Origin of the sequence: Citreicoccus inhibens, assembly GCF_019039035.1 — a bacterium.
Classification (GTDB): Bacteria; Myxococcota; Myxococcia; order Myxococcales; family Myxococcaceae; genus Citreicoccus; species Citreicoccus inhibens.
The window spans coordinates 43,384-65,740 of sequence record NZ_JAHNZT010000037.1 but is presented as its reverse complement, the minus strand read 5'-3'; the positions used below and the strand labels follow the sequence as shown (position 1 = coordinate 65,740).

At 70.9% G+C, this 22,357-nt stretch carries 18 protein-coding genes; 4 read left to right on the top strand and 14 right to left on the bottom strand.

Annotated elements, in window-relative coordinates:
• Window positions 1–132 precede the first annotated feature (132 nt).
• The gene (locus tag KRR26_RS30335; RefSeq protein WP_120210661.1) at window positions 133–1,713 is read left to right on the top strand and encodes an ATP-binding protein; all 1,581 of its coding nucleotides are present in this window, start codon (window positions 133–135) and stop codon (window positions 1,711–1,713) included.
• Window positions 1,710–3,173 (top strand): sigma-54-dependent transcriptional regulator, encoded by a 1,464-nt coding sequence (locus KRR26_RS30330; protein ID WP_120210660.1) that lies wholly within the window; start codon window positions 1,710–1,712, stop codon window positions 3,171–3,173. The genes KRR26_RS30335 and KRR26_RS30330 overlap by 4 nt, the downstream gene beginning before the upstream one ends.
• Window positions 3,174–3,183: 10 nt before the next feature.
• Here the strand turns inward: KRR26_RS30330 and KRR26_RS30325 are convergent, their stop codons facing one another.
• Window positions 3,184–4,524 carry a replication-associated recombination protein A gene (locus tag KRR26_RS30325; RefSeq protein WP_217081510.1) on the bottom strand — a complete coding sequence of 447 codons (1,341 nt, stop codon included), beginning with the start codon at window positions 4,522–4,524 and terminating at the stop codon, window positions 3,184–3,186.
• 128 nt (window positions 4,525–4,652) lie between these two features.
• Here KRR26_RS30325 and KRR26_RS30320 point away from each other — a divergent pair, with 128 nt between their 5' ends.
• Together KRR26_RS30320 and KRR26_RS30315 are read left to right on the top strand one after the other, a co-directional pair.
• Window positions 4,653–5,498 (top strand): NAD(+)/NADH kinase, encoded by an 846-nt coding sequence (locus tag KRR26_RS30320; protein WP_120210658.1) that lies wholly within the window; start codon window positions 4,653–4,655, stop codon window positions 5,496–5,498.
• 10 nt (window positions 5,499–5,508) lie between these two features.
• Window positions 5,509–6,285, top strand: a complete 777-nt coding sequence (locus KRR26_RS30315; RefSeq protein WP_217081509.1) for a YdcF family protein — start codon at window positions 5,509–5,511, stop codon at window positions 6,283–6,285.
• Here KRR26_RS30315 and KRR26_RS30310 read toward each other — a convergent pair whose 3' ends face one another.
• The 13 genes from KRR26_RS30310 to KRR26_RS30250 form a co-directional block, all read right to left on the bottom strand.
• Complete coding sequence (locus KRR26_RS30310) at window positions 6,286–7,737, bottom strand: di-heme oxidoreductase family protein (protein ID WP_120210656.1); 1,452 nt, start codon at window positions 7,735–7,737, stop codon at window positions 6,286–6,288.
• Window positions 7,734–9,497 (bottom strand): RCC1 domain-containing protein, encoded by a 1,764-nt coding sequence (locus KRR26_RS30305; RefSeq protein ID WP_217081508.1) that lies wholly within the window; start codon window positions 9,495–9,497, stop codon window positions 7,734–7,736. Before KRR26_RS30305 ends, KRR26_RS30310 begins: the two co-directional genes overlap by 4 nt.
• Before the next feature lie 149 nt (window positions 9,498–9,646).
• Window positions 9,647–12,748 (bottom strand): efflux RND transporter permease subunit, encoded by a 3,102-nt coding sequence (locus tag KRR26_RS30300; RefSeq protein WP_217081507.1) that lies wholly within the window; start codon window positions 12,746–12,748, stop codon window positions 9,647–9,649.
• A 13-nt stretch (window positions 12,749–12,761) separates the two neighbouring features.
• Window positions 12,762–13,964, bottom strand: a complete 1,203-nt coding sequence (locus KRR26_RS30295) for an efflux RND transporter periplasmic adaptor subunit (protein ID WP_233577522.1) — start codon at window positions 13,962–13,964, stop codon at window positions 12,762–12,764.
• Complete coding sequence (locus tag KRR26_RS30290) at window positions 13,961–15,202, bottom strand: TolC family protein (protein WP_217081506.1); 1,242 nt, start codon at window positions 15,200–15,202, stop codon at window positions 13,961–13,963. Before KRR26_RS30290 ends, KRR26_RS30295 begins: the two co-directional genes overlap by 4 nt.
• Window positions 15,203–15,437: 235 nt before the next feature.
• Window positions 15,438–15,767 (bottom strand): hypothetical protein, encoded by a 330-nt coding sequence (locus tag KRR26_RS30285; protein WP_120210652.1) that lies wholly within the window; start codon window positions 15,765–15,767, stop codon window positions 15,438–15,440.
• Between the two features lie 134 nt (window positions 15,768–15,901).
• Window positions 15,902–17,527, bottom strand: coding sequence for a bifunctional metallophosphatase/5'-nucleotidase (locus KRR26_RS30280; protein WP_217081505.1), 1,626 nt, complete (start codon window positions 17,525–17,527; stop codon window positions 15,902–15,904).
• Window positions 17,528–17,715: 188 nt separating this feature from the next.
• Complete coding sequence (locus tag KRR26_RS30275; RefSeq protein ID WP_120210650.1) at window positions 17,716–18,462, bottom strand: MBL fold metallo-hydrolase; 747 nt, start codon at window positions 18,460–18,462, stop codon at window positions 17,716–17,718.
• A complete protein-coding gene (gene coaD, locus KRR26_RS30270; RefSeq protein WP_217081504.1) occupies window positions 18,459–18,956 on the bottom strand; it encodes a pantetheine-phosphate adenylyltransferase in 498 nt (165 codons plus the stop codon). The genes KRR26_RS30275 and coaD overlap by 4 nt, the downstream gene beginning before the upstream one ends.
• Window positions 18,953–20,167 (bottom strand): MFS transporter, encoded by a 1,215-nt coding sequence (locus tag KRR26_RS30265; protein WP_217081503.1) that lies wholly within the window; start codon window positions 20,165–20,167, stop codon window positions 18,953–18,955. Before KRR26_RS30265 ends, coaD begins: the two co-directional genes overlap by 4 nt.
• Entirely contained in the window at window positions 20,164–20,772 is a 609-nt protein-coding gene (locus KRR26_RS30260; protein WP_120210647.1) for a TetR/AcrR family transcriptional regulator, read from the bottom strand. The genes KRR26_RS30265 and KRR26_RS30260 overlap by 4 nt, the downstream gene beginning before the upstream one ends.
• A 79-nt stretch (window positions 20,773–20,851) precedes the next feature.
• Entirely contained in the window at window positions 20,852–21,682 is an 831-nt protein-coding gene (locus KRR26_RS30255; protein WP_120210646.1) for an alpha/beta fold hydrolase, read from the bottom strand.
• Window positions 21,683–21,774: 92 nt separating this feature from the next.
• Window positions 21,775–22,317: an adenine phosphoribosyltransferase gene (locus KRR26_RS30250; protein ID WP_120210645.1), complete on the bottom strand. Its 543-nt coding sequence runs from the start codon at window positions 22,315–22,317 to the stop codon at window positions 21,775–21,777.
• Between the last annotated feature and the right edge of the window lie 40 nt (window positions 22,318–22,357).

The following is a 22,357-nucleotide window of genomic DNA, read 5'->3' as shown; positions in this document are numbered from 1 at the left end:
CATCTGTGCCGGGTGGGTTTGGATTGACCCTGCCGCTAATTGTCACACCCTGAAAAACGGGTGTGATTCCGGGGACTTCGCGTGCTTCCCGGGTTGGCAGGGTCATTGCAAAAGTCAGACGTCGGAAAGTCCATGGGGCCTCAGGTGGCACAGGTGCACGCACAGGAAGCAGTCCCTCGCGGGAGACTGCTGCTCGTGGACGACGAGGAGAACATCCTCAAGTCCATCCGCCGCGTGCTGCGTCGCGGTGACTGGGACATCGAGACGGCGACAGACGCGGAGCAGGGGCTGCGGTTGCTCGAGCGGTTCCACCCGGAGGTCGTCATCTCGGACTTCCGGATGCCGGGGATGAACGGGGTGGAGTTCCTCACCCGGGTGAAGCAGCAGGAGCCGCGCGCCCAGCGCATCATGCTCACGGGACAGGCGGATCAGCAGGCCATCGAAGAGGCCATCAACCGCTCCGAGATCTTCCGCTTCATCTCCAAGCCGTGGAACGACAGCCACCTGGTGCTCACGGTGAAGAGCGCGTTCGAGCAGTACGCGCTCCAGGCGGAGAACGAGCGGCTGTACCGCGTGACGCAGGAGCAGAACGCGGAGCTCAAGCGCCTCAACGCGGACCTGGAAGAGCGCGTCGCGCAGCGCACGCGCATGCTCAGCCTGGCCAAGCGCGAGTGGGAGCTGTCGTTCGACTGCATGGAGACGCCGCTCGCGGTGGTGCGCACGCGTGACTTCGCCGTGCGCCGCGCCAACGTCTCCTATGCGCAGGTGGCGCACCGGTCCATCGAGGAGGTTCCCTCGGATACGCCCTGTCACCGCTACCTCTTCGGCCGCGATGAGCCGTGCGTGGGCTGTCCGCTGCCCGCGGCCATGGAGAGCGGCAAGGGCGCGCGCGGCGAGGTGCAGCAGGCGGGGCGCACCTACGTGGTGGCCGCCTATCCGTTCGCGGGCGACGACCGCGCGGTGTGCACGTACCGCGACGTCACCGAGGAGCAGGCCATCACCCGCCGGCTCATCGAGACCGAGAAGATGGCGGCGGTGGGGCAGTTGGCGGGCGGCGTGGCGCACGAAATCAACAACCCGCTGGGCGGCATCCTCGCCTTCGCGCAGCTCATGTCGCGCGACGCGGGCCGCGGTGACTCGGACCTCGAGTCGCTCAGCCTCATCGAGGAGAGCGCGCTGCGCTGCAAGCGCATCGTGGAGAGCCTGCTGAAGTTCAGCCGCCACAGCCGCGTGGAGGACCGCCGCCTGTTCGACGTGTCCAAGTGCGTGGAGGACGCGGCGGTGCTCTTCCGCGCGCAGCTCAAGTCCACGCCCAAGGTGGAGCTGTCCCTGGGGCTGATGGAGGGGCTGCCCAAGGTGTACGGCGACCCCGGCCAGCTCGCGCAGGTGGTGCTCAACCTGCTGCAGAACGGCTTGCAGGCGCTGCCGACGCCCGAGGGGAAGCTGACGCTGGAGACGGGGCGCGACGGCGACCGGTGCTTCTTCGCGGTGTCGGACACCGGCACGGGAATCGAGGAGCGCTACCTGCCGCGCATCTTCGAGCCGTCCTTCACCACCAAGCCTCCCGGCGAGGGCACGGGCCTGGGCCTGTCCATCGCCTACCGCATCGTCCAGGACCACGGGGGGAGCTTCCACGTGGATACCCACCCCGGCTCGGGTTCTCGCTTCACCGTCTTCCTGCCCATTCCCCTGCAGCTCGAGAGGTTGCCGTGACCCAAATCAAGCGCGCCAAAGTCCTCGTGGTGGATGACGACTCCGTCGTCCTCAAGGCCGTCACGCAGATTCTCCAGCGCGAGGGCCATCCCGTGGTGGCCATCGATGACGCAGTGGAGGGCCTGACGGCCGCCAAGGACCCCACCATCGACGTGGTGGTGCTCGACATCAAGATGCCGCACCTGTCCGGCATGGACCTCTTGCGCGCCATCAAGGCGGACCGCCCGGACGTGGAGGTCATCATGATGACCGCCTTCGCCACGGTGGAGACCGCGGTGGAGGCCGTGAAGGCCGGGGCGTACGACTACCTCACCAAGCCCTTCGAGAACATCGACGAGGTGAGCCTCACGGTGGCCAAGGCGGCCGAGCGCAAGGCGCTCAAGGACCGCACGCGCGCGCTGGAAGAGGCCCTCACGGTGCGCAGCCAGTTCGAGGACCTCATCGGCCAGTCGTCGCAGATGCGCGCCGTGTTCAAGCTGGTGGAGACGGTGAGCCACTCCACGGCCACGGTGCTCATCCAAGGTGAGAGCGGCACCGGCAAGGAGCTGGTGGCGCGCGCCATCCACTACCGCAGCGCTCGGCGCGACAAGCCGTTCGTCGCGGTGAACTGTTCGGCCCTCACCGAGACGCTGCTGGAGAGCGAGCTGTTCGGCCACGTGAAGGGCAGCTTCACGGGCGCCACCGGCAACAAGAAGGGCCTCTTCGAGGCGGCCGACGGCGGCACCATCTTCCTGGACGAAATTGGCGACGTGCCTCCCGCCACCCAGGTGCGATTGTTGCGCGTGTTGCAAGAAGGCGAAGTCAAGCGCGTGGGCGCCAACGAGCCCGTGAAGGTGGACGTGCGCGTCATCGCCGCCACGCACGTGGACCTGTCGCGCGCCAAGGAGCAGGGCAAGTTCCGCGAGGACCTGTTCTACCGGCTCAACGTCATCACCATCGACCTGCCGCCCCTGCGAGACCGCCCCGAGGACGTGCCGCTGCTCGCGCACCACTTCCTCAAGCTCTACACGGCCAAGGCGGACAAGAAGGTCACCGGCATCAGCCCGCGCGCCATGGAGGCCCTCACCTGCAACCGGTGGACGGGCAACGTGCGAGAGCTGGAGAACGTCATCGAGCGCGCGGTGGTGCTCACGGCCAACGACTTCATCGACGTGGAGGACCTGCCGCCCGGCTTCCAGGCGGCGCCGCAGGCGGACTCGGCGGTGGAGGTGTTCAGCCTGGCCCACCTGCCGTATGCGCAGGCCAAGCGGCTGGCCATGCGCGCCTTCGAGCGGCGCTACCTCTCCGCGCTCCTGGAGAAGAACAACCACAACGTGTCCAGCGCCGCGCGCGCGGCCGGGGTGGACCGCTCCAACTTCCGTCGCCTGCTCAAGCAGTACGAGGTGGCGGGCCGCTCCATGAAGCCGCGCCCCAAGGGGCCCGAGGGCAGCGACGACACCGCGCTGGAGGCGGCGTCGTAGCACCCGTGGGTCACCCGTCCTCGCCCGGCTCGCTCTCCGCCACCCGGCGGGCGGCGAGCTGGCGCTGGATGTCCTCGTAGCGCTCGGACAGCTCCCGCTCGAAGCCGTTCTGCGAGGGGTTGTAGAAGTGCCGCGAGCGCAGGGCCTCGGGCAGATAGTCCTCGGGGACGTAGTTGCCCTCGAAGTTGTGGGGGTACTTGTAGCCGCCGCCGTAGCCCAGCGACTTCATCAGCTTGGTGGGCGCGTTGCGCAGGTGCATGGGCACGGGCAGCGCGCCCTCCTGCGTGACGGCGGCGCGCGCCGCGGCGTAGGCGGTAATCACCGCGTTCGACTTGGGCGCCAGCGCCAGGTACGTGACGGCCTGGGTGAGGGGCAGGGTGCCCTCGGGCAGTCCCATCAGCTGGAAGGCGCGCAAGGCATCCACCGCCACGCTCAGGGCGCGAGGGTCCGCGTTGCCCACGTCCTCCGACGCGAAGATGACCATGCGGCGGAAGATGAAGACGGGGTCCTCGCCCGCCTCCAGCATGCGCGTCATCCAGTAGAGCGCCGCGTCCACGTCGCTGCCGCGCATGGATTTGATGAAGGCGCTGACGACGTTGTAGTGCTCCTCGCCGCCCTTGTCGTAGAGCAGCATCTTCTGCTGGAGCGACTCCTCGGCGGCCTTGCGGTCCACCTGCGCGCCCCCGTAGGCCGCGGCCACCTCCAGCGCCGTGAGGGCCTTGCGCGCATCTCCGCCCGCGGCCTCCGCGATGAAGGCCAGCGCCTCGTCATCCACCTGCACCTTGCCCGCGAGCCCTCGTGGGTCCGCCACCGCGCGGCGCAGCAGCGCCACCAGCTCCTCTTCCTCCAGCCCGCGCAGCGTGACGACGCGGGCGCGGGACAGGAGCGCGGCGTTCACCTCGAACGAGGGGTTCTCCGTGGTGGCGCCGATGAGCGTCACCGTGCCCTTCTCCACATGGGGCAGGAGCGCGTCCTGTTGGGCCTTGTTGAAGCGGTGGATCTCGTCGATGAACAGGAAGGTGCGCTGCCGGTTCATCTTCCAGCGCTCTTGCGCGCGCGCCACCGTCTCGCGGATGTCCTTCACGCCCGCGAGCACGGCGGACAGCGCCTCGAACGCGGCGCCCGTGCTGCGGGCCACGAGCTGCGCGAGCGTCGTCTTTCCCGTCCCCGGGGGGCCCCAGAGGATGAGGCTGGGCACGCGGTCCTGCTCCAGCGCCCGGCGCAGGAAGCGCCCCTCGCCCGTGAGGTGCTCCTGGCCCAGGAACTCGGCCAGGGTGGTGGGCCGCATGCGCTCGGCGAGTGGGGCCTGGGCGGCCTGCTCCTTGAGGCCCGCGTGTTCGAAGAGGTCCATGTCGAGCCTCCACCCTAGCGTCCCGGCCGGGAAAATCCCCGGTTCGTACGCCGCCAGATGTCCGGGGGAGGGCAGCCCGCATTTCCGGTGAGCGCCCGGCCAGCCGCCTGGATTAGAAAGGTGTCCGCGTGCAGACCCTGGCAATCGTCGCGAAGAGGGACAAACCCGAGGCCGTGGCCCTGGCGGTGCAGATCCGCGAGCGCTACCCCCACCTGACCGTCCTGGCGGACCGGACCCTGGCGCAGACGCTGGGGTGGCCGCGGGTGACGGATCGGGAGCTGGCCACCCGCTCGGACCTGGTGGTGGTGCTCGGTGGAGATGGCACGCTCATCTACGCGGCGCGGATGCTCTCGGGGCGAGCCGTCCCCATCCTCGGCGTCAACCTGGGCAGCCTGGGCTTCATGACCGAGATTCCCGTCGAGGAGCTGTTCTCCTCGCTGTCGGAGGTCTTGGAGGGCCGCTTCCAGTCGGACTCGCGCATGAAGCTGGCGTGCCGGCTGCTTCGCGACGGCAAGGTGCTCGTCGAGGACGAGGTGCTCAACGACATCGTCATCAACAAGGGCGCGCTGGCGCGCATCGCGGACCACGAGACGTCCATCGATGGGGTGCCCATCACGACGTACAAGGCGGACGGCGTCATCCTCGCCACGCCCACGGGCTCCACCGCGTACTCGCTGTCGGCGGGCGGGCCCATCGTGCATCCCTCGGTGGACTGCACGGTGCTGTCGCCCATCTGCTCGCATGCGCTCACCCAGCGCTCGATTGTCGTCCCCGCGGACCGCGTCATCCGCATCACCTTGCGCAGCGAGACGGCGGACACCTACCTCACGCTGGATGGGCAGACCGGCCACTCGCTCCAGGGCGGCGACTGCATCGAGGTGGTGCGCTCGCCCAACCGCGTGAACCTGGTGCGCAACCCGCGCGTGGCCTACTTCACCATCCTCCGGCAGAAGCTCCACTGGGGAGAGCGCTGACCGTCGGGCGATGTTCCTCTTCCTGTCGAAGGTGCTGGACCTGTTTCTCGCGCCGCTGACGTGGGCGCTCGGGGGGCTGCTGGCGGGCACGGTGCTCGCGCGGCGCTGGCCTCGGGGGGCTCGTGCGTTGCTGGGGCTGGGGCTCGCGGTGCTGCTGGCCTTTTCGTCCGAGCCCGTGTCCGCGTGGCTCACCCGGGCCACCGAGGCGAGCGCGGTGAGCACCTGGCGCGAGGAGGTCGTCTACGACGCCGTCATCGTCCTGGGCGGCGGGTTGGACCCCTCGGCCTCCGAGCGCACCGGGCAGCCCGAGTACAACGCGGCGGTGGAGCGCGTGCTGCGTGGCTTCGAGCTGCTGCGCGCGGGCCGGGCTCGGCAGGTGCTGTTGTCCGGGGGCTCGTTGGATCCGCGACCGGAGGCGGTGGTGGAGGCGGACGTGCTCTCGAGGCAGCTCCAGGACTGGGGCATTGCTCCCGAGCGCATCGTCACCGAGGGGCGCAGCCGCAACACCCGTGAGAACGCCTTGGAGTCCGCGCGCATCATCCGCGAGCGCGGTTGGCACTCGCTCCTCTTGGTGACGAGCGCCGCGCACATGCCGCGCGCGGCCGGATGTTTCGCCGCGGTGGGCTTGCATCCGGACACCCTGGTGGTGGACGTGCGCGCCTCGAACACCCCGTGGTCGCGCATGAGCTGGTTGCCTCGCGCGGGGGCGCTCAGCCAGAGCACGGAGGTCTTGCGTGAGCTGGCGGGGCGCTGGGTGTACCGCGTGCGCGGATGGACCGCTCCCTGACTAGAGCGACTCGAGGAAGGTGACCACCGCGGCGCGGGCCTCGTCGGACAGTGCACGGAAGCGCTCTTGCGCGGGCGCTGCTTCTCCTCCGTGCCAGAGGATGGCCTCCGTGAGGGAGCGCGCTCGGCCGTCGTGGAGCAAGCGCGTGTGGCCGCTGACCGTGCCCGTGCGCCCGATGCCCCACAATGGAGGCGTGCGCCACTCGCGGCCCGTGGCCTCGAAGTCCTCGCGACCATCCGCGAGCCCCTCGCCCATGTCGTGCAGCAGCAGGTCCGAGTACGGCCAGATGCGTTGGCCCGACAGCTCGGGGTAGCCCTCCAGTGTCCCCGTCACGTACGACGGCCGGTGACACTTCGCGCAGCCCATCTCGTGGAACAGCGCCTTGCCGCGCAGCACCTTGGGCGCATCCACGCCCGAGCGCAGCGGCGTGGCCAGCGTGTGACTGAAGAAGTCGAGCGCCGCCGCCTGTCGCTCGCTCACCTCGGGCGCGCCTCCCGAGGGTTGGGCCTGACACGCGGTTTGTCCGGGCATGCAGTTCTCCGTGGGCAGCAACGGAGACGTCAGCCCGAGGTCGCCCAGGAGCGCGCCCGCGTTCTGGTGCGCCAGGTCCGGCTGGTTGGCCTTCCACCCGAAGCGCCCCGTCACCGTGGCGCCGAGCCGCCGATTCCAGACGCGGTTCGGTCGGCCGGAGATGCCATCGCCATTCGCGTCGTTCGCGTCCGCCCAGGACAGCAGGTCCGCCTCGCTCACCGCGGCGAGCAGGCCCAGTCCAATCATGGGCTGCGCCACGCGCGCGGAGGTGCGCAGGTCCGGAGACAGGGGCCCATGGGCCAGCTCCTCGAGCACGAACTCCGGCCGGGTCAGCGAGTAGGCCGCGCCATCGACGAAGGTGCCGGGCACCTCGGTCCAGCGAGCGCGCACCTGTCCCTCCGCGGGCACGCCGGCGACGGCTCGGGGCTGGAGCTGGTCTCCGTACGTGGGCTCGGGGACTGGGGCGCCGTGTGCGTCGCGTCCGGGCACCGACAGGCGCACCAGCAGCGTGTCGGCGACTTCGCCCACTTCGGGTGCGCGGCCGCGACCATGACCGAGGTGACATGCGACGCACGAGACGGAGTGGAAGAGGGGGCCCAAGCCGTCGCGGTCCGCGCGGGCACCGGGCGCGGCCATCCAGTCCGCCTCGAAGAGCGCCTCGCCCACCAGGAACTCCGTGCGGCGCTCCAGCGTGAGGTTCGCGGCGGGGCGCGTGAAGGCGCTCGCGCTCGTGTCGGCCACGCTGGTGGCACCCCCGGGCCGCTCCTCGCCCTCCTCCACCACGTCGTGGCGAACGGGCGGCTCGGGCGTGGGGGGCGGCTCGGTGGTCGGCGGTGGCTCCGTGGGCCGCGTGTCCCTCGTCTCACCGCAGCCGCCCAGCGCGAGCAGTGCGAGTAGCCCGAGCCGGGCGGCGCGGCTCACGGCAGCACCACCTGGAGCGGATCAGGAAACGACCAGTTCTCCAGCAGGTCCGTGCGGCCCAGCGAGCCCTTCGAGTTCCAGCCCCAGACGTAGACCGAGTCATCGCCGCGCAGGCTGATGACGTGGGTGGCGCCCAGCCCCAGCGAGGCGATGCGGCCGAGCCCCGGCGCCGACGGCGTCGCGGTGCCCTTGTCCTTCGTGTCGCTCAGCCCGAGCTGCCCGTTGCCGTTCTGGCCCCAGCCCAGCAGCGTGCCGTCCGCGCGGCGAACGAATCCAAACAACCCGTTGGCGTAGACCGCGCGCGCGTCCGTCACGTCCTTCACCTTCACGGGGACGGCGCTCTGCTTCTCCACGCTGATGGCGCCCGTGCCGAGCTGCCCCGCGGAGTCCAGGCCCCACGCGGACACCGTGCCGTCCGCGTGCACGGCGAGGACGTGGTCTCGGCCCGTGGCGATGTCCACCACGTTCTCCACGCCGGGGACCTTCTCGGGCGTCGGGTGGTTGATGGCGTCCGCGGCGCCGAGCCCCAGCGTGCCGTAGGTGTTGCGGCCCCACGTCCACACGGTGCCGTCCGCCTTGAGCGCCACCGAGTGCTGCGAGCCGGCCGCCAGCTTCACCACGTCCGTCAGCCCCACCACCGCGACCGGATAGTCGCGCGACGTGACGGTGCCGTCTCCGAGCTGGCCGTTGCTGTTGTCGCCGAACGCGCGCACGGTGCCGTCCTCCATCAGCACCAGGGTGTGCCGGTAGCCGAGCACGCCCGCCACCGCGCCCGCCACCGCGACCCGCGTGGGCTCCGAGCGCGGCGTGACGTCCGGCGTCCGCGTACCGCCCTCGACGGCGGGGGGCGCGCCGAGTCCGAGCTGCCCGTTCGCGTTCTCGCCCCATGTCCACACCGCGCCCGCGTCATCGATGGCCAGCGAGTGGTTCTGGTTGAACGCGATGGCGGCCACGTGGGTGAGCGTGCGCACGGCGTGCGGCACGGATTGATCCGCCGTCACCGATGCGCCCAGGCCCAGCTGTCCCTTGTTGTTGCGGCCCCACGTGTAGAGTGCGCCCGCGCGCACCACGCCGGTGTGCAGTCCGCCCGCCGAGGTGAGGCTGCCGAAGTGGAACGTCACCGAGGCCGTGCCGGTGTTGCCGCGCGCATCGGTGGCCTGCACCACCAAGGTGTTGGCGCCGGGGCGCGGCGTCACATCAAAGGTGAGCGCGCCATCCGCGCCGGGTCCCGTCACCGGCTGCGCCGTGGCGCCATTCAGCGTGAACGACACCTGCGCTACACCCTGGTCATCCGTGGCGATGGCCTGCACTCGCACCCGGCGCACCGTGAGGGCCTGGTCCGGCTCGGGCGTCACCAACCGGACGGAGGGCGCCGTCGTGTCGGGCGGCTCCTCGCGATGCAGCCGCAGCGTGCGCGTGCTGTGCCCGCCCGCCTGGTCCACCGCGTCCAGTCGCAGCGTGCTGTCCCCAAGCGGGAGCGACACCTGCACGCGGAAGCTCGGCGTGTGGCCCTCCGCCTTGTCCCATTCGACGGGCAGCGGCTCGCCCTCGTCGAGCCGCCCTTCGATGGACTCCACCGGACTGCCCGCCTGCACGTAGCCCGTCACGGTGAGGGGGGCCTGCGTCAGCGTGCCGGACACGGACGACAGCACCGCGATGTACGGCGGCGCGGGGATGCCAGGAGTCGACGAGGAGCCCTCCGAGCCGCAGGCCGCGAGCAACAGCAGCAGCAGCGAGGGCAGGAGACGGAAGCGCTTCATGGGGAGCCCGGTGTTGAAGTTGAAATTGATAGTGATTCGCAAAGTCGAAAGGCGCGCAGGAAATACCGCGTGGGTGGGCCATGACGCAAGAGGGGAGCGCGCCAGCGGTAGGGCCCGCGGCGCGCTCCCCGAATTCCCCGCGCGTGACGCTACGCGGAGTGGGTCTCGCGGCGATCCGGATCCAACGCGGCGTAGAGCGTGGGCAGCACGAGCAGCGTCAGCAGCGTGGAGCTGAGGAGCCCGCCGATGACGACGGTGGCCAGGGGCTTCTGCACCTCGGCGCCCGCCCCGGACGCGAGCGCCATGGGGATGAACCCGAGGCTGGCGACGAGCGCGGTGGTGAGGACAGGCCGCAGCCGCAGGTGCGCGGCCTCACGCGCGGCGTCGAGCGCGGTGCGGCCCTCCTGGCGCAGCTGCCGCATGCAGCTGACGAGCACGAGTCCGTTGAGCACCGCCACGCCGAAGAGGGCGATGAAGCCCACCGCGGCGGAGATGGACAGCGGCATGCCTCGCACGAGCAGCGCCAGGACTCCGCCCGTCACGGCGAACGGGATGTTGAGGAAGATGAGCGCCGCGGGCCTTCCCGCCCCGAACGTCCCGTACAGCAGCACGAAGATGAGGAAGAGCGTGAGCGGCACCACGATGGCGAGCCTCCGCGTCGCGGACTGGAGGTTCTCGAACTGGCCACCCCACTCGAGCCAGTAGCCCGGCGGCAGCGGCACCTCTCGTGCGACCACGGCCTGGGCCTCGGCGGCGAAGCCCTGGAGGTCTCGGCCGCGCACGTTGCCCTCGATGGTGATGCGCCGTTGGATGTTCTCGCGGCTCACCTGGGCGGGGCCCTCTTCCTCCACCACGCGGACCAGCTCGGACAGCGGGATGCCCTGGCCGCTTGGATTGGACACCTTGAGCGCGCCGAGGGCCTCCACCGTCGCGCGCGCGCCGGGGGCGAATCTCACCTGGAGCGTGAAGCGCTTCTGTCCCTCCAGCACGGTGCCCACGGCACGGCCGCCGACCGCCTCGATGGTGTCGAGCACCTGTCGCGTGTTGATGCCGTAGCGCGCGATGGCCTGTCGGTCCACCTGGATGCGCGCCACCGGCAGGCCCGCGACCTGCTCGGCCTTCACGTCGGCCGCGCCCGGGACGCGCGCGAGCGCCGTGACGATGCGGTCCCCCGTCTTCTTCAGCACGTCCAGGTCCTCGCCGTAGAGCTTCACCGCGAGGTCCGAGCGCACGCCCGAGATGAGCTCACTGACGCGCAGCTCGATGGGCTGCGAGTAGCTGAACACGCTGCCGGGCACCGCGCCGCGCAGGGCCGAGTCGAACGCGGCGATGAGCGCCTCGCGGTTCTTCGCGGTGGTCCATGTGTCGTGGGGCTTGAGCATCACGAGGATGTCGGAGATCTCCACGCCCATGGGGTCGGTGGCGATCTCCGCGCGGCCCGTGCGGGACACCACCGTTTCGACCTCAGGGAAGCGCCGCAGCACCTGCTCGATGAGCGTCGTCTGGCGCACGGACTCCTCCAGCGACACGGACGGCATGCGCCACGCTTGGAGCGCGAGCGCGCCCTCGTCGAGCCTCGGGATGAACTCCGCGCCCAGGAACGGGACGACAGCGAGGCTCGCGGCGAGCACGCCCACCGCGGTGCCCATCACCGCCTTGCGATGCTTGAGGCACCGCTCGAGCGCGGGGCCGTACAGCTTGCGCGCCCAGACGACGATGGGGCTCTCCTGCTCGCGGACGAAGGTGGGCAGCACCAGGGACGCCAGCGCCGGCACGAGCGTGAGGGACAGGAGGAAGGCCCCGGCCAGCGCGCAGATGACGGTGATGGCCATGGGGCGGAACATCTTCCCCTCGATGCCGGTGAGGCTGAGGATGGGCAGGTAGACGACGGCGATGATGCCCACGCCGAACGAGGCCGGGCGGACCATCTCGACGGCGCTCTGGTACGTCACCTCGTCGCGCTCGGCGCGCGTCAGCGGCCGGCCCAACTGGTGGTTCTTCTCCGCGATGTGGCGCACGGCGTTCTCGATGATGATGAGCGCGCCGTCCACGATGAGCCCGAAGTCGATGGCGCCCAGGCTCATGAGGTTGCCGCTGATGCCAAGCGCCCTCATCCCGATGAAGGCCGTCAGCATGCACAGGGGAATCGTGCTCGCGACGATGAGGCCCGCGCGCAGGTTGCGCAGCATCAGGAAGAGCACCACCACCACCAGCACGCCGCCCTCGATGAGGTTCTTGGCCACGGTGTGGATGGTTTTGCGCACCAGGTCCGTGCGGTCATAGAACGTCTCCAGCGTGACGCCCGGCGGGAGGGTGGGGCGGATGGCCTCCACCGTGGCCTTCACGTTGTTGACCACCTCGCGCGAGTTCTGCCCGATGAGCATCATCACGATGCCGGTGACGACCTCGCCCCGGCCGTCGCGGGTGACGGCGCCCTGGCGGACCTGCGGCGCGAACTTCACGTCGGCCACGTTGCGGATGAACACCGGCGTGCCGTGCGGGGACGTGGCGACGACGATGTTCCCGATGTCCTCCAGCGACTCGACGATGCCCTCCGCGCGGATGAGCACCTGCTCCTGCGCGCGAGAGATGGAGGCGCCGCCCGCGTTGGCGTTGTTCGCCTCCAGCGCGGTGAAGACCTCCTGCAAGGACAGGCCATGGGAGGCCAGCCGCGCGGGGTCCACCTGCACCTCGTACGTCTTCAGCTCGCCGCCGAAGGCGTTCACCTCCACCACGCCGGGGACGCCGCGCAGGCGGGGCGAAATCTGCCACTCGAGGATGGAGCGCAGCTCCATGGGGCTCGTGCCATCGCCCCGCACCTCGAACTGGTAGATTTCTCCGAGTCCACTGGAGATGGGCCCCATCTCGGGCGTTCCGTAGCCCTCGGGGATGCTCTCCTTCGCGGCGGACAGGCGCTCCTGCACGAGCTGGCGCGCGAAGTAGATGTCCACGTCGTCATGGAAGACGACGGTCACCACGGACAGGCCGAACTTGGAGACCGAGCGGATCTCCTCCGTGTCCGGCAGGCCGCTCATGGCGGTCTCCACCGGCACGGTGACGAACTTCTCCACCTCCACGGGCCCCAGGCCCGGCGAGGACGTGAGCACCTGCACCTGGACGTTGGTGACGTCGGGCACCGCGTCGATGGGCAGCTTGCTCAGGGCATGCAGGCCCAGGCCAATGAGGACCGCGGTGAGGACGAAGACGAGGAAGCGATTCCGGATGGAGAACCGGATGAGGGAAGCAAGCATGTGCGCCTCGCTCTCAGTCGGACTCGCCCAAGCTCTCCTTGGAGAGCTCGGACTTGAGGATGAACGCGCCCTGGGTGATGACCTCCGTGCCCGCGTCGAGCCCCGAGAGGACTTCCACCTCCTGGGCCGTGCGGGCCCCCAGCTTCACCGGCACCGGCCTGAACCGGCCCTCTCCCAAGGGCACGAAGACGACGCGCGCGTCGCCTTGCTCCTGCACGGCCTCGCGCGGGATGACGAGTCGGGCGGGGCTGGGCTCTGTGCCCGCGGCCTCGGTGGTGAGCACCTCCGCCTGGGCGAACATGCCGGACTTCAGCGCGCCGTCCTCGTTGGAGACGGTGACGCGCACGGGAACGGTCCGCGTCTTCTCGTCCACGATGTCGCCGATGGAGTCCACCCGTCCCTCGAATCGCCGCTCGCCCAACGCGGCGACGGTGAGCACCACGCGCTGCCCGGTGCGCACGCTGGAGAGCTGGGACTCGAACACGTCCAGCACGCCCCAGAGGCGGCTGGGGTCCGCCACGGTGAACAGCGGCGTGGAGGCCTCCACGCTTGCGCCCACCGCGCCGGTCATCTCCACCACCGTGCCGTCCAGCGGGCTTCGCGCGGGGAAGCGGGAGCTGTAGTGCTCGTCGGCCTTGAGCGCGCGGATCTCCGCGTCGTTGAGTCCGAGCGCATGCAGCCGCCCCTCCGCGGCGTTCATGTCCGCGCGCGCGGTGGAGAACTCAGCCTCGGCCTGCAGCGCCTCGCGCTCGGACGAGATGCCCTTGCGCAGGAGCTCCTGCTCGCGGCGGAAGTTCTCCTCGGCCACGCGAGACTTCGTCGCCGAGGACAGGTAGTCCGCTCGGGCCTGGCCCAGCTCCGGGCTCTCCAGGTAGCCGAGCACCTCGCCCTTCTTCACCTTCTGCCCGAGATTGACCTCGAGGCTCACGAGCCGCCCGGGTACGCGCGCCGCCACCTGCGCCACGGACTTGGGCAGGAACGCGAGTCGCGCCGTGGCGTTCAGGCCGCGGCGCAGGGGGCGGTGCTCGGCGCGAGCACGCTCCAGCTTGGCGTTCTTCAGGGCCTCGGGGGCCAGGGTGATGACCTCGTCATGCTCCGTGGGCCTCGGCTCGGGCTCGGCCGCCGCGGGGGGCGTGGGGGGGGCCTCGTCGCGTTTCGTGCAGGCGGGGGCGGAGAGCAGCAACGTCGTGAGCCACATCCAGGACAGGCGCTTCATGGAATGCTCCCCAGGGACTGCTTCAGGCGTGCGTCAGCGACGGTCATCTCCCGTCGCGCTTCGATGGCTCCGCGTCGCGTGTCCAAGGACTCGCGGCGGATGATGAGCAGCTCCAGGAAGTCCACCTTCCCCGCGCGGTAGGCCTCGTTGATCAACTCCAGGTTCTGTTGAACGGCGGCGAGCACCTCGTCGCTGTAGTTGGACGTCGCGGTGACTGCGGACTCGTAGCGTTGGCGGGCGAGCGTCACCTCGGAGCGCACCTGCTGCTCGACGGCGCGCACGGTGCTGTCCGCCGCGGTGGCGCGCGCGGCGCTGGCGCCGCGCGCCTCCTGGTTGCGCTGGAAGAGGGGCAGATCGATGGCGAGCGTGCCCTGGATGATGGTGGCGCCCTCCTCGCGGCCGTAGCTCGCGCCAAGGCGTGGACTGGGCAGGGCCTCTCTTCGCGCCAGGGTGGCCTCCGCGCGCGCGGCGGCAAGCCCGGAGCGCGCGGCGCGGACTTCCGGGCGACGGGCGAGGGCGGTGTCGACGAGCGCCGCGAGCGGCGGCACCTCCTCGGGCTTCGTGGGCGTGTTCACCAGGTCCAGCGTTTCGGAGGGCTCCAGTCCCATCAGGAGCCGGAGCTGCGCGAGCGCCACGTCGCGTCGCTGCACGGCGAGCGCGTGCTCTCGCGCGGCGCGGCCTTGCTCCACGCGCGCGGTGTTGACCTCGATGCTCGACGCCGCCCCCGCGGCGTGCCGCTCCCGCGCGGCGCGGAGGGCCTCTTCCGCGAGCGCCCGGCCTTCCTCCGCCAGCCGGGTCTCCTCCTGGGCCGCGAGCGCCAGGGCATGCGCCTCACGCGCCTCGGCGGCGAGGTCGACCCGGAGGGCCTCCCAGCGCGCCTCGCTCGCATCGAGCCGCGCGCCCGCCGCGTCACGGCGGGCACTGCGCTGGCCTGGCAACTCAATCCGCTGGCTGAGGCCGACCGACACATCCGCGCTGTCGCCTTCGGGGCGCAGCCGGGGCCCCGCGGCCACGGTCAGCTCGGGGTTTTGTTGGAAGAGGAGTCCCGCGCCTTGCACCCGCGCGCGGGCTTCCTCCACCTCCGCGCGGGCGGGAATCAAACGAGGGCTGTGGTCCAGCGCGAGCGCCACCGCGTTCTCCGCGGTGAGGGCGCGCTGGGCCAGGGCGGGCATCGACAAGAGGCCCACCACGAAGGGGAGCCAGGGTTTGCGTGCGACGGTGAATCGGAAACGAGACATGAACGTGCCTCCGCGACGCCACTCCGGGCACACCGGAGACGGCCTTCGCGAGGACTGCGAGAAGGTGCCAGGGCAGCCCCAGGCCCAATGCCTTGCATGGACCTGGGAGCGCCACGTTGGAAGCGTCAGGCTTTCGCGCGCGCGACGAGTCCACGGCGCGCGCAACGCCAGCGCGGCCCAGCCCGGACGAGCGGGTGGCCACGATGGACGCGAGCCATGACCGTGAGGGCGCGCGCTACGCCGCTATGGGCGGGCGCAGCAGCCGCTGAGGCGTTCCGGTGGCGACCTTCAGCTCGGCGCCGCGGATGGGCTCGTCCGCCCGGATGGGCGGGAGCACCGTCTGGGCAATCCCCGAGGGAAGCATCGACTGACTGACACAGCAGGAGCAGTGGTGGGCCACGGGGCCACAGCCATGCTCCCGGTTGCCCGCGTCCAAATCCTTCTCACCGGCCTGGAAGTGCGCCAGGTGGCCGGTCGTCGCGAAGTGCACGGCCATCTCCACGGCCTCTCCCAGGGGAGGCACGAGGCCGAGGACCAGCACGAGGACGAGGAGGAAGCGCAGCACCGCCCATGTCCTTAGCGCACGCCCCGCGAGGCCGCAACCGGCCCCTGACCAATGTCAGACAGACTGCGTTGCTTCCTCCCTGCTGGGCGCCAGGGTGGAGCGGCGCGGGCGGGTGAGCGAGCGCCAGCCAGGGCCTACTTCATGGGCGGGGCGGGCGCGTGCGCGGCGTCCTGGACAGGGCCGCCGACGTGTTGGATGCGCCCATCGGGCCTGGCGCGCGGCGCGGGGCGTCCGGTGCGCAATGCCGTGGCGAGCACATCCCAGGGCGTCGCGCCGGTGGGGGTGCCCGGTCGCGGAGGGAGGTCCTTGAGCATGGTGTAGCCGTCGTTGCCCGCGGTCAGGAAGCTGAGCGTGGCGAGGCGATAGGTGGCCGTGGGGTCGAGCGGCTTGCCCCCCACCTCCACGCGCGTCACCCGCTCGCCCGCGGGCTTGTCCAGGTCATAGGCGAAGCGCAGGCCCGACACCTGCGGGAAGCGTCCCGGAGGCTTGGGCTTGCCGCTGAGGCTCACGCCGTTCTCCAGCACCGCGCGCAGCGTGGCGCCGCTCACGTCCACCACGACCAGGTCGTTGCGGTACGGCAGTAGGGAGTAGAGCTCGCGTCGCGTGAGCGGCCCCGCGGGCAGCACGCGATCCGCGCGGATGGCGCCGCCGTTGCACAGCGCCACGTCCGCGCCCGTGGCCGCGCGGAACGCATCCGCCACGAACGAACCCAGGTTCGTCTCGCCCAGTCGGTTCTCCACGCTGCGCGCGTCCAGCGGCACCGGCGAGCGCCCCACGCGCTGCGACAGCTCCTTCAGCAGCGGCGCGTAGCCCTTCATCGCTTGGGTGAAGGCGGGCGATTCGGGGATCCGCGCGGTGATGGGCGTGGCCTTCCACGCATGGCTCCGCACGGCGCCCGTTGCCGCGTCCACGTCGAGGGTGAGCTCGCCCAGGTCCTCGGCGTCCTCATCCAGCTTGTAGATGGGCGTGCCCTCGACGGTCTCTTCCATCCGCTCGTGGCTATGCCCGCCGATGATGGCGTCCACGCGCACGCAGCGCGCCAGTTCGCGGTCCTCGGAATCTTCCAGATGCGTCAACGCGACGACCACTTGGGCGCCCGCCGCGCGCGCGTCCGCCACCGCGCGCTGGGCCGCCTCGCAGAACGGCTTGAACTGCGTGGTGGGGCCCGCCTTGGAGGCGCCCTGTGTCTCGGGCAGGACCACGCCGAAGATGCCCACGCGCACGCCGCCGACCTCGCGGATGTCCCAGCCCTTGAGCCCGGCGAACGTCTGCCCCGTGGTCGCGTCCACCACGTTGGCGCCCAGCCACGTGAAGCGCGACTCGCGGATGCGCGCGCGCAGCACGTCGTCGCCAAAGTCGAACTCGTGGTTGCCCACCACCGCGTAGTCCAGGCCGAGCGCGTTCCACGCATCCACCATCTGCCGGCCCTTGAGCGCCTCGCCGTGAATCTCGGCGGAGGACTCGACGGACGGCGACAGCGTGTCGCCTGCGAGCAGCGTCAGGACATGGGGCGACTTCTTGAGCGCCTGGGCGCGCAGCGTGGCCACGCGGGCCAGCCCGCCGCGTCCATTGGCCAACGGCTGGAACTGGTACACGTCATTGAGGTGCAGCAGCGTGAGCCGCACCGTGCCCGGGGGCGTGCCCGGGGGCGGCGAGGCGGCAGGCGCGGCCTCGGCGGGAAGGGCGGTCAGGACGAGGGCCAGCGCGCAGGACAGCAGCAGCGTCCAGGTGGTGCGAGTCGGCGCGGTCGTCTTCGTCATGTCCAGTCATCCACTCCAGGGGCGCCGCGACGGCGCCAACGAGGTCGGGACTAGCGCACTCGTCACTCGAAGGCGAGCACGCCGCGCGGTGCATTGACCAGAGCGATGGCATTCCTGGCCGGATGGGTGGGGGGCGGGCGCGGACCGCGCATGGAGTTGACGCGATGCATCGGCTCCCGCCCCGTGGGTCAGACGGTGTAGCGGCGACCCTGCTCGAGGGGTTCGATGTTGCTCGCGGCGAGGTCGAACGTGTCGGGGTAGTGGATGAGGCGCATTCGCGCGCGCAGGTCCGCGGGCAGCGCCGCGAGCTTCTCGTAGGGCGTGTGCACGCCGTAGTTCGTTTCGTGCACCACGAGGTCCGCCTCGGCGAGCCACTGGATGAGCCCCTCGTCAAACGCGGTGTCGGCGCTGTAGCCCAGGCAGCGCCCGCCGGCGTGGATGCGGAACGCGGTGGTGGGGACGTGGTGGTAGGTGAAGCGGCTCTCGATGCGGAACGGCCCGTGCTGTACCGCGTGCTCCACGCTCAGCGGGATGGGCGAGAAGTAGTCCTCGAAGTGCTTCGCGTTGGGGCTCGCGCCGCGCTCCTCGATGAGGCACTCCATGCCCGCCGCGAGATGTCCCTCCCAGAGTCGTCGGGTGACGCTCGGGTGCGCGAGCAGCTCCAGCTTCCGGCGCAGGACGAAGAAGGAGAAGTAGCCCAAGCCCTCCAGGCCCGAGGCATGGTCCGCGTGCAGGTGCGTGAGGGCCACGGCGCTGACGCGGTCCGCATCCAGCGGCACGCCCGCCGTGAGCGAGGCCTCGCGCATCATCTTGCGGATGGGGTGCGGACAGTCCACCAGCAGCACCTGTCCCTCCGCTTCCACGGCGAGGCATGACGAATAGTGCAGGGCGGAGAAGGCATCGCCCACGCCCAGCGGAATGAAGGACAGGCTCATGGCGTGCTCGGGGAGGTCGGGGCCAGTCGCTCCCGCAGCTTCGCGAGGACGGCGGGGAGGCAGTGGGTGGAGACATCCTCGCCGCGCGCGAGGCGGGCCTTGAGCGCGCTGCTGCTGACCTCGGCCAGGTGCGCTTCGGCGGGGAGGAAGAGGGTGGAGAGTTCGGGAGCGAGCGCGCGGTTGTGTTGGGCCAGCTCCGTCTCGAACTGCGCATCGGTGGCGCCGCGCACACCGCGCAAGAGCACCGTGGCGCCCATGGCTCGGGCGAGGTCCACGATGAGTCCCTCCGTGTGCAGCACGCTGACATTGGGGTGCAGCGAGGCTGCTTCGCGCACCAGCGCCACGCGTTCCTCTGGGGAGAGCAGCGTGTGCTTGGCTGGATTGACGGCCACCACGACGACGACATGGGCGAAGAGGCGCACCGCCTGACGGATGACGGACAGGTGTCCGGCGGTGATGGGGTCGAAGCTTCCGGCGTACAGGGCGATGGTCATGGCGAGGCCTCGGGGAGCGCAGCGGGCGCTGGGTCCAAGTCGGCGGGGAAGGCGATGGCCACATAGGCAGCGGCGAGGGCGCACAGCCCCGCGGCGAGCAGGAAGTGAATCGGATAGCCGAACGCCTGCGCACCAAAGCCGCTCAGCGCCGCCGCGCCGCCCGTGGCCACCACCACGAGCGAGGCTTGCACGGTGTAGTCGGTCGCGGCGTGGTCGGGCCGGCACACGTCCATCATCGCGGTGAAGAGCGCGGCGGTGGCCATGCCGCTGGCCAGGTGCTCCAGCCCACACGCGGCGGTGAGCAGTGGCAGGGGCGCTCCACGCCACGCCACGGCTGCGTAGAGCCCGACCGCGACGGCCTGGGTCGTGCCGAAGAGGAGCAGCGCGCGCCGCCGTCCCAGCCGCGCCACGAGCGCGCCACCGCCGAGTGCGCCGAGCAGCCCCGCCGAGAACCCCACGCCCCCCAGCATCCACCCGATGTCCGAGAGCGACAGCCCCGAGTCCACCAGGAACGTGCGGAGCATGCCCGTGGCCAGCGACTCGCCTGCTTTGTAGAGCACGAGCAGCGCCACCCACGCGCCCGCGCCAGGACGCTTCAGCCACCAGCGCAGGCCGGGCGCGGCGCGAGGTGGAGGCTGGGAGGGCGGCTCGCGGAACAGCGCGATGGGCACCGTGGCCGCGAGCAGCAGCGCGCCCATCCCGAAGAACGGCGCGCGCCAACCCGCCGCGTCGAAGACGAGGAGCATCGCGCCGCCGCCCACAATCATGCCGAGTCGGTAGCCCGCCACCTGGATGCCGTTGCCCCAGCCGCGCTCCGCGGGCGTGAGCAGCTCCACCGCGAGCCCGTCGGTGGCCACATCCTGCGTGGCGGCCAGAAGGTTGGTGCCGAGCACCGCCGCGAGGATCCACCGCATGCTCACGCCGCCCTCGGGAAGCCCCAGCGCGAAGAGCACGGCCACCGCCAGCAGCTGCAACGGGAGGATGTAGCCCCGTCGGCGCCCCCAGCGCGTCGAGCCGTACCGATCGAAGAGCGGGGAGTAGAGGAACTTGAGCGCCCAAGGCAGCGCGAGCAAGTGGGTCAGGCCAATCTCTGGCAGGGACAGCCCCTGCTTGCGCAGCAACACGGGCAGGGCCTGGGTGAAGAAGCCATACGGCAGTCCTTGGGACAGGTAGAGGCTGGAGAGCAGTCCCAACTTCGCGGGCGTCTTCATGCGTCCTCCTTCTCGGTCGCGGCGTCGAGCAGACCCGCCGCCATGCGCTTCACGGTCCCCGCCGCGGAGCCCGGGGGCACCAGGTCCGGCGCGCTCGCGGCCAGCACGAAGTAGCCCTGCACCGCGGCGAACAATCCCGCCGCCACCGCGCGCGCCCGCCGCTTCCCCGTGAGTTCGGCGACCAGGGACTCCAACTGCGCGAGGTCCGCGCGCACCACGCCCTCGTAGACCGCGCGCACTTCCGGCTGGCGAATGGCCTCCGCGCTGATGGTGACCCAGCCCGCCACCGCCGAGGGGTCCGCGTCCGCGCCCGTGGCGAGGAACCCCTCGATGAAGGCGCCGACTCGCGCGCGCTCGTCCCCAGGCCGTGCCTTCGCGAGCCGCCGCGCCACGCGGGCGCGCGCGGTCTCCGCGAGCTGCGCCACCAGCGTCAGGAGGATCTCCTGCTTGTCCTTGAAGTGATAGTGCACCAGGCCCGCGCTGAGCCCCGCCGCCTTCGCGATTTCATTCACCGAGGCCCGCTCATAGCCTCGCTCCGCCATGACGCGCAGCAGCCCGGTGACGATCTGCTGTCGGCGCTCCTCGGTGTTGGTCGGGCGAGGCATGTGGGCTCGTTTATTGGTTGTGTGACCAACTTATAAACGAGGCCCGCCGGGCCGTCAACGCGCGCTCGGGCCGGGGCGCTTAGTGGGGCGGCACGCCGATGCTCAAGGGCGTCCGGCGGGCGGTGATGAGCGCCTGGATGCCGGCGTCGACCAACTCGGGCACTTCGAGGGTGGGGAAGTGGCTGCGCGCGGGCAGCTTCAGGACGTGGAAGCCGGGGTGCTCGGCGCCGAAGGCAACCTGGGCCGTGAGGTAGTCGGCGTCATCGGGCTGCGCGTACAGGTGCAGCGCCTCCACGTCCGGCCCCAGCGTGGCCAGCATTCGCAGCGGGGACGTCTCTTGCGCGTAGGCGGCGCCTATCTCCCGCGCGGCGCGGGCCCACATCTCTTCGCCGAACGCGCCCATGACGTCGCGCACGTAGCGGAGCACCTCGGGGCGTTCGACGTTCTCGGTCCACAGACGGAACAGCCCTTCGCGCGCGGCGGTCCACCGGTCGGTCATCAGCTCTCGCAACGCGGCGTGGAATCGCGCGGGAGGCGTGGTGACGAGCCAGTCGAGCAGCACGATTTTGGGGATGCGCTCCGGACCCAGACGTCTGCGCAGCTCCAGGGCCCACCAGCCCGCATGCGACAGCGCCACGGGCACCACCTGCTGGGCTCCGCTGGCGTCGAGGAGCACGCGCAGGTCCTCGATGACGGTGCCGTTGTCGAAGTCGGGCACCACCTGCTCGGAGTCGCCGTGCCCGCGCAGGTCCACGCTGAGCAGGCGCCGGTGCGCGGAGGCGAGCGGGACGAGGGGTTGAAAGACTGCCCGCGTGGTGCACCACGCGGGGATGAAGAGCAGGGCGGGCTCGCCGCGTCCCACGTCATCGAAGCGCAGGCGTGCGCCACCGCTGGAGAGCACCTCGGGCATGACCGTTCCCCCTCGCGCAAGGTCGTCCCGATTCATCTGGGGACGCGCCGTCCGGCGGGCATGCGCGAGCGGACGGCGCGGCGCGCGGACGGCTAGAAGGACAGCAGCGTCTTCACCTTCTCCATGCCCAGGCGGCGCGGTCCCTCCAGAAAGTCGAGCGTGATGAGGAAGCTGAAGCCCACCAGCTCTCCGCCCAGCCGCGAGACGAGCCTCGCGGTCGCCTCGGCGGTGCCTCCGGTGGCCAGCACGTCATCCACCACGAGGATGCGCTCGCCTTGGAGAATGGCGTCCTCGTGCATCTCCACCCCGTCCGCGCCGTACTCCAACGAGTAGCGCTCGACGATGGAGCGGTGGGGCAGCTTGCCGGGCTTGCGCGCGGGCACGAAGCCCGCGTCGAGCGCGAGCGCCATCGGCGCGCCCAGCAGGAAGCCGCGCGCCTCCACGCCCACCACCTTGGTGATGCGCTGGCCCCGGAAGGGCGCGCACATCGCGTGGATGACCCGGCCGAAGAGGCGAGGGTCCGCCAGCATGGGCGTGATGTCCTTGAACGTGATGCCGGGCTTGGGGAAGTCCGGCACGTCGCGAAGGATGGCCTTCAAGTCGGAGACGAGCGTCAGGTCGGCGGTGGCGTTCATGGATGAAGCTCCAGGGTCGCGAAATGAAGCGGGCGCCTGT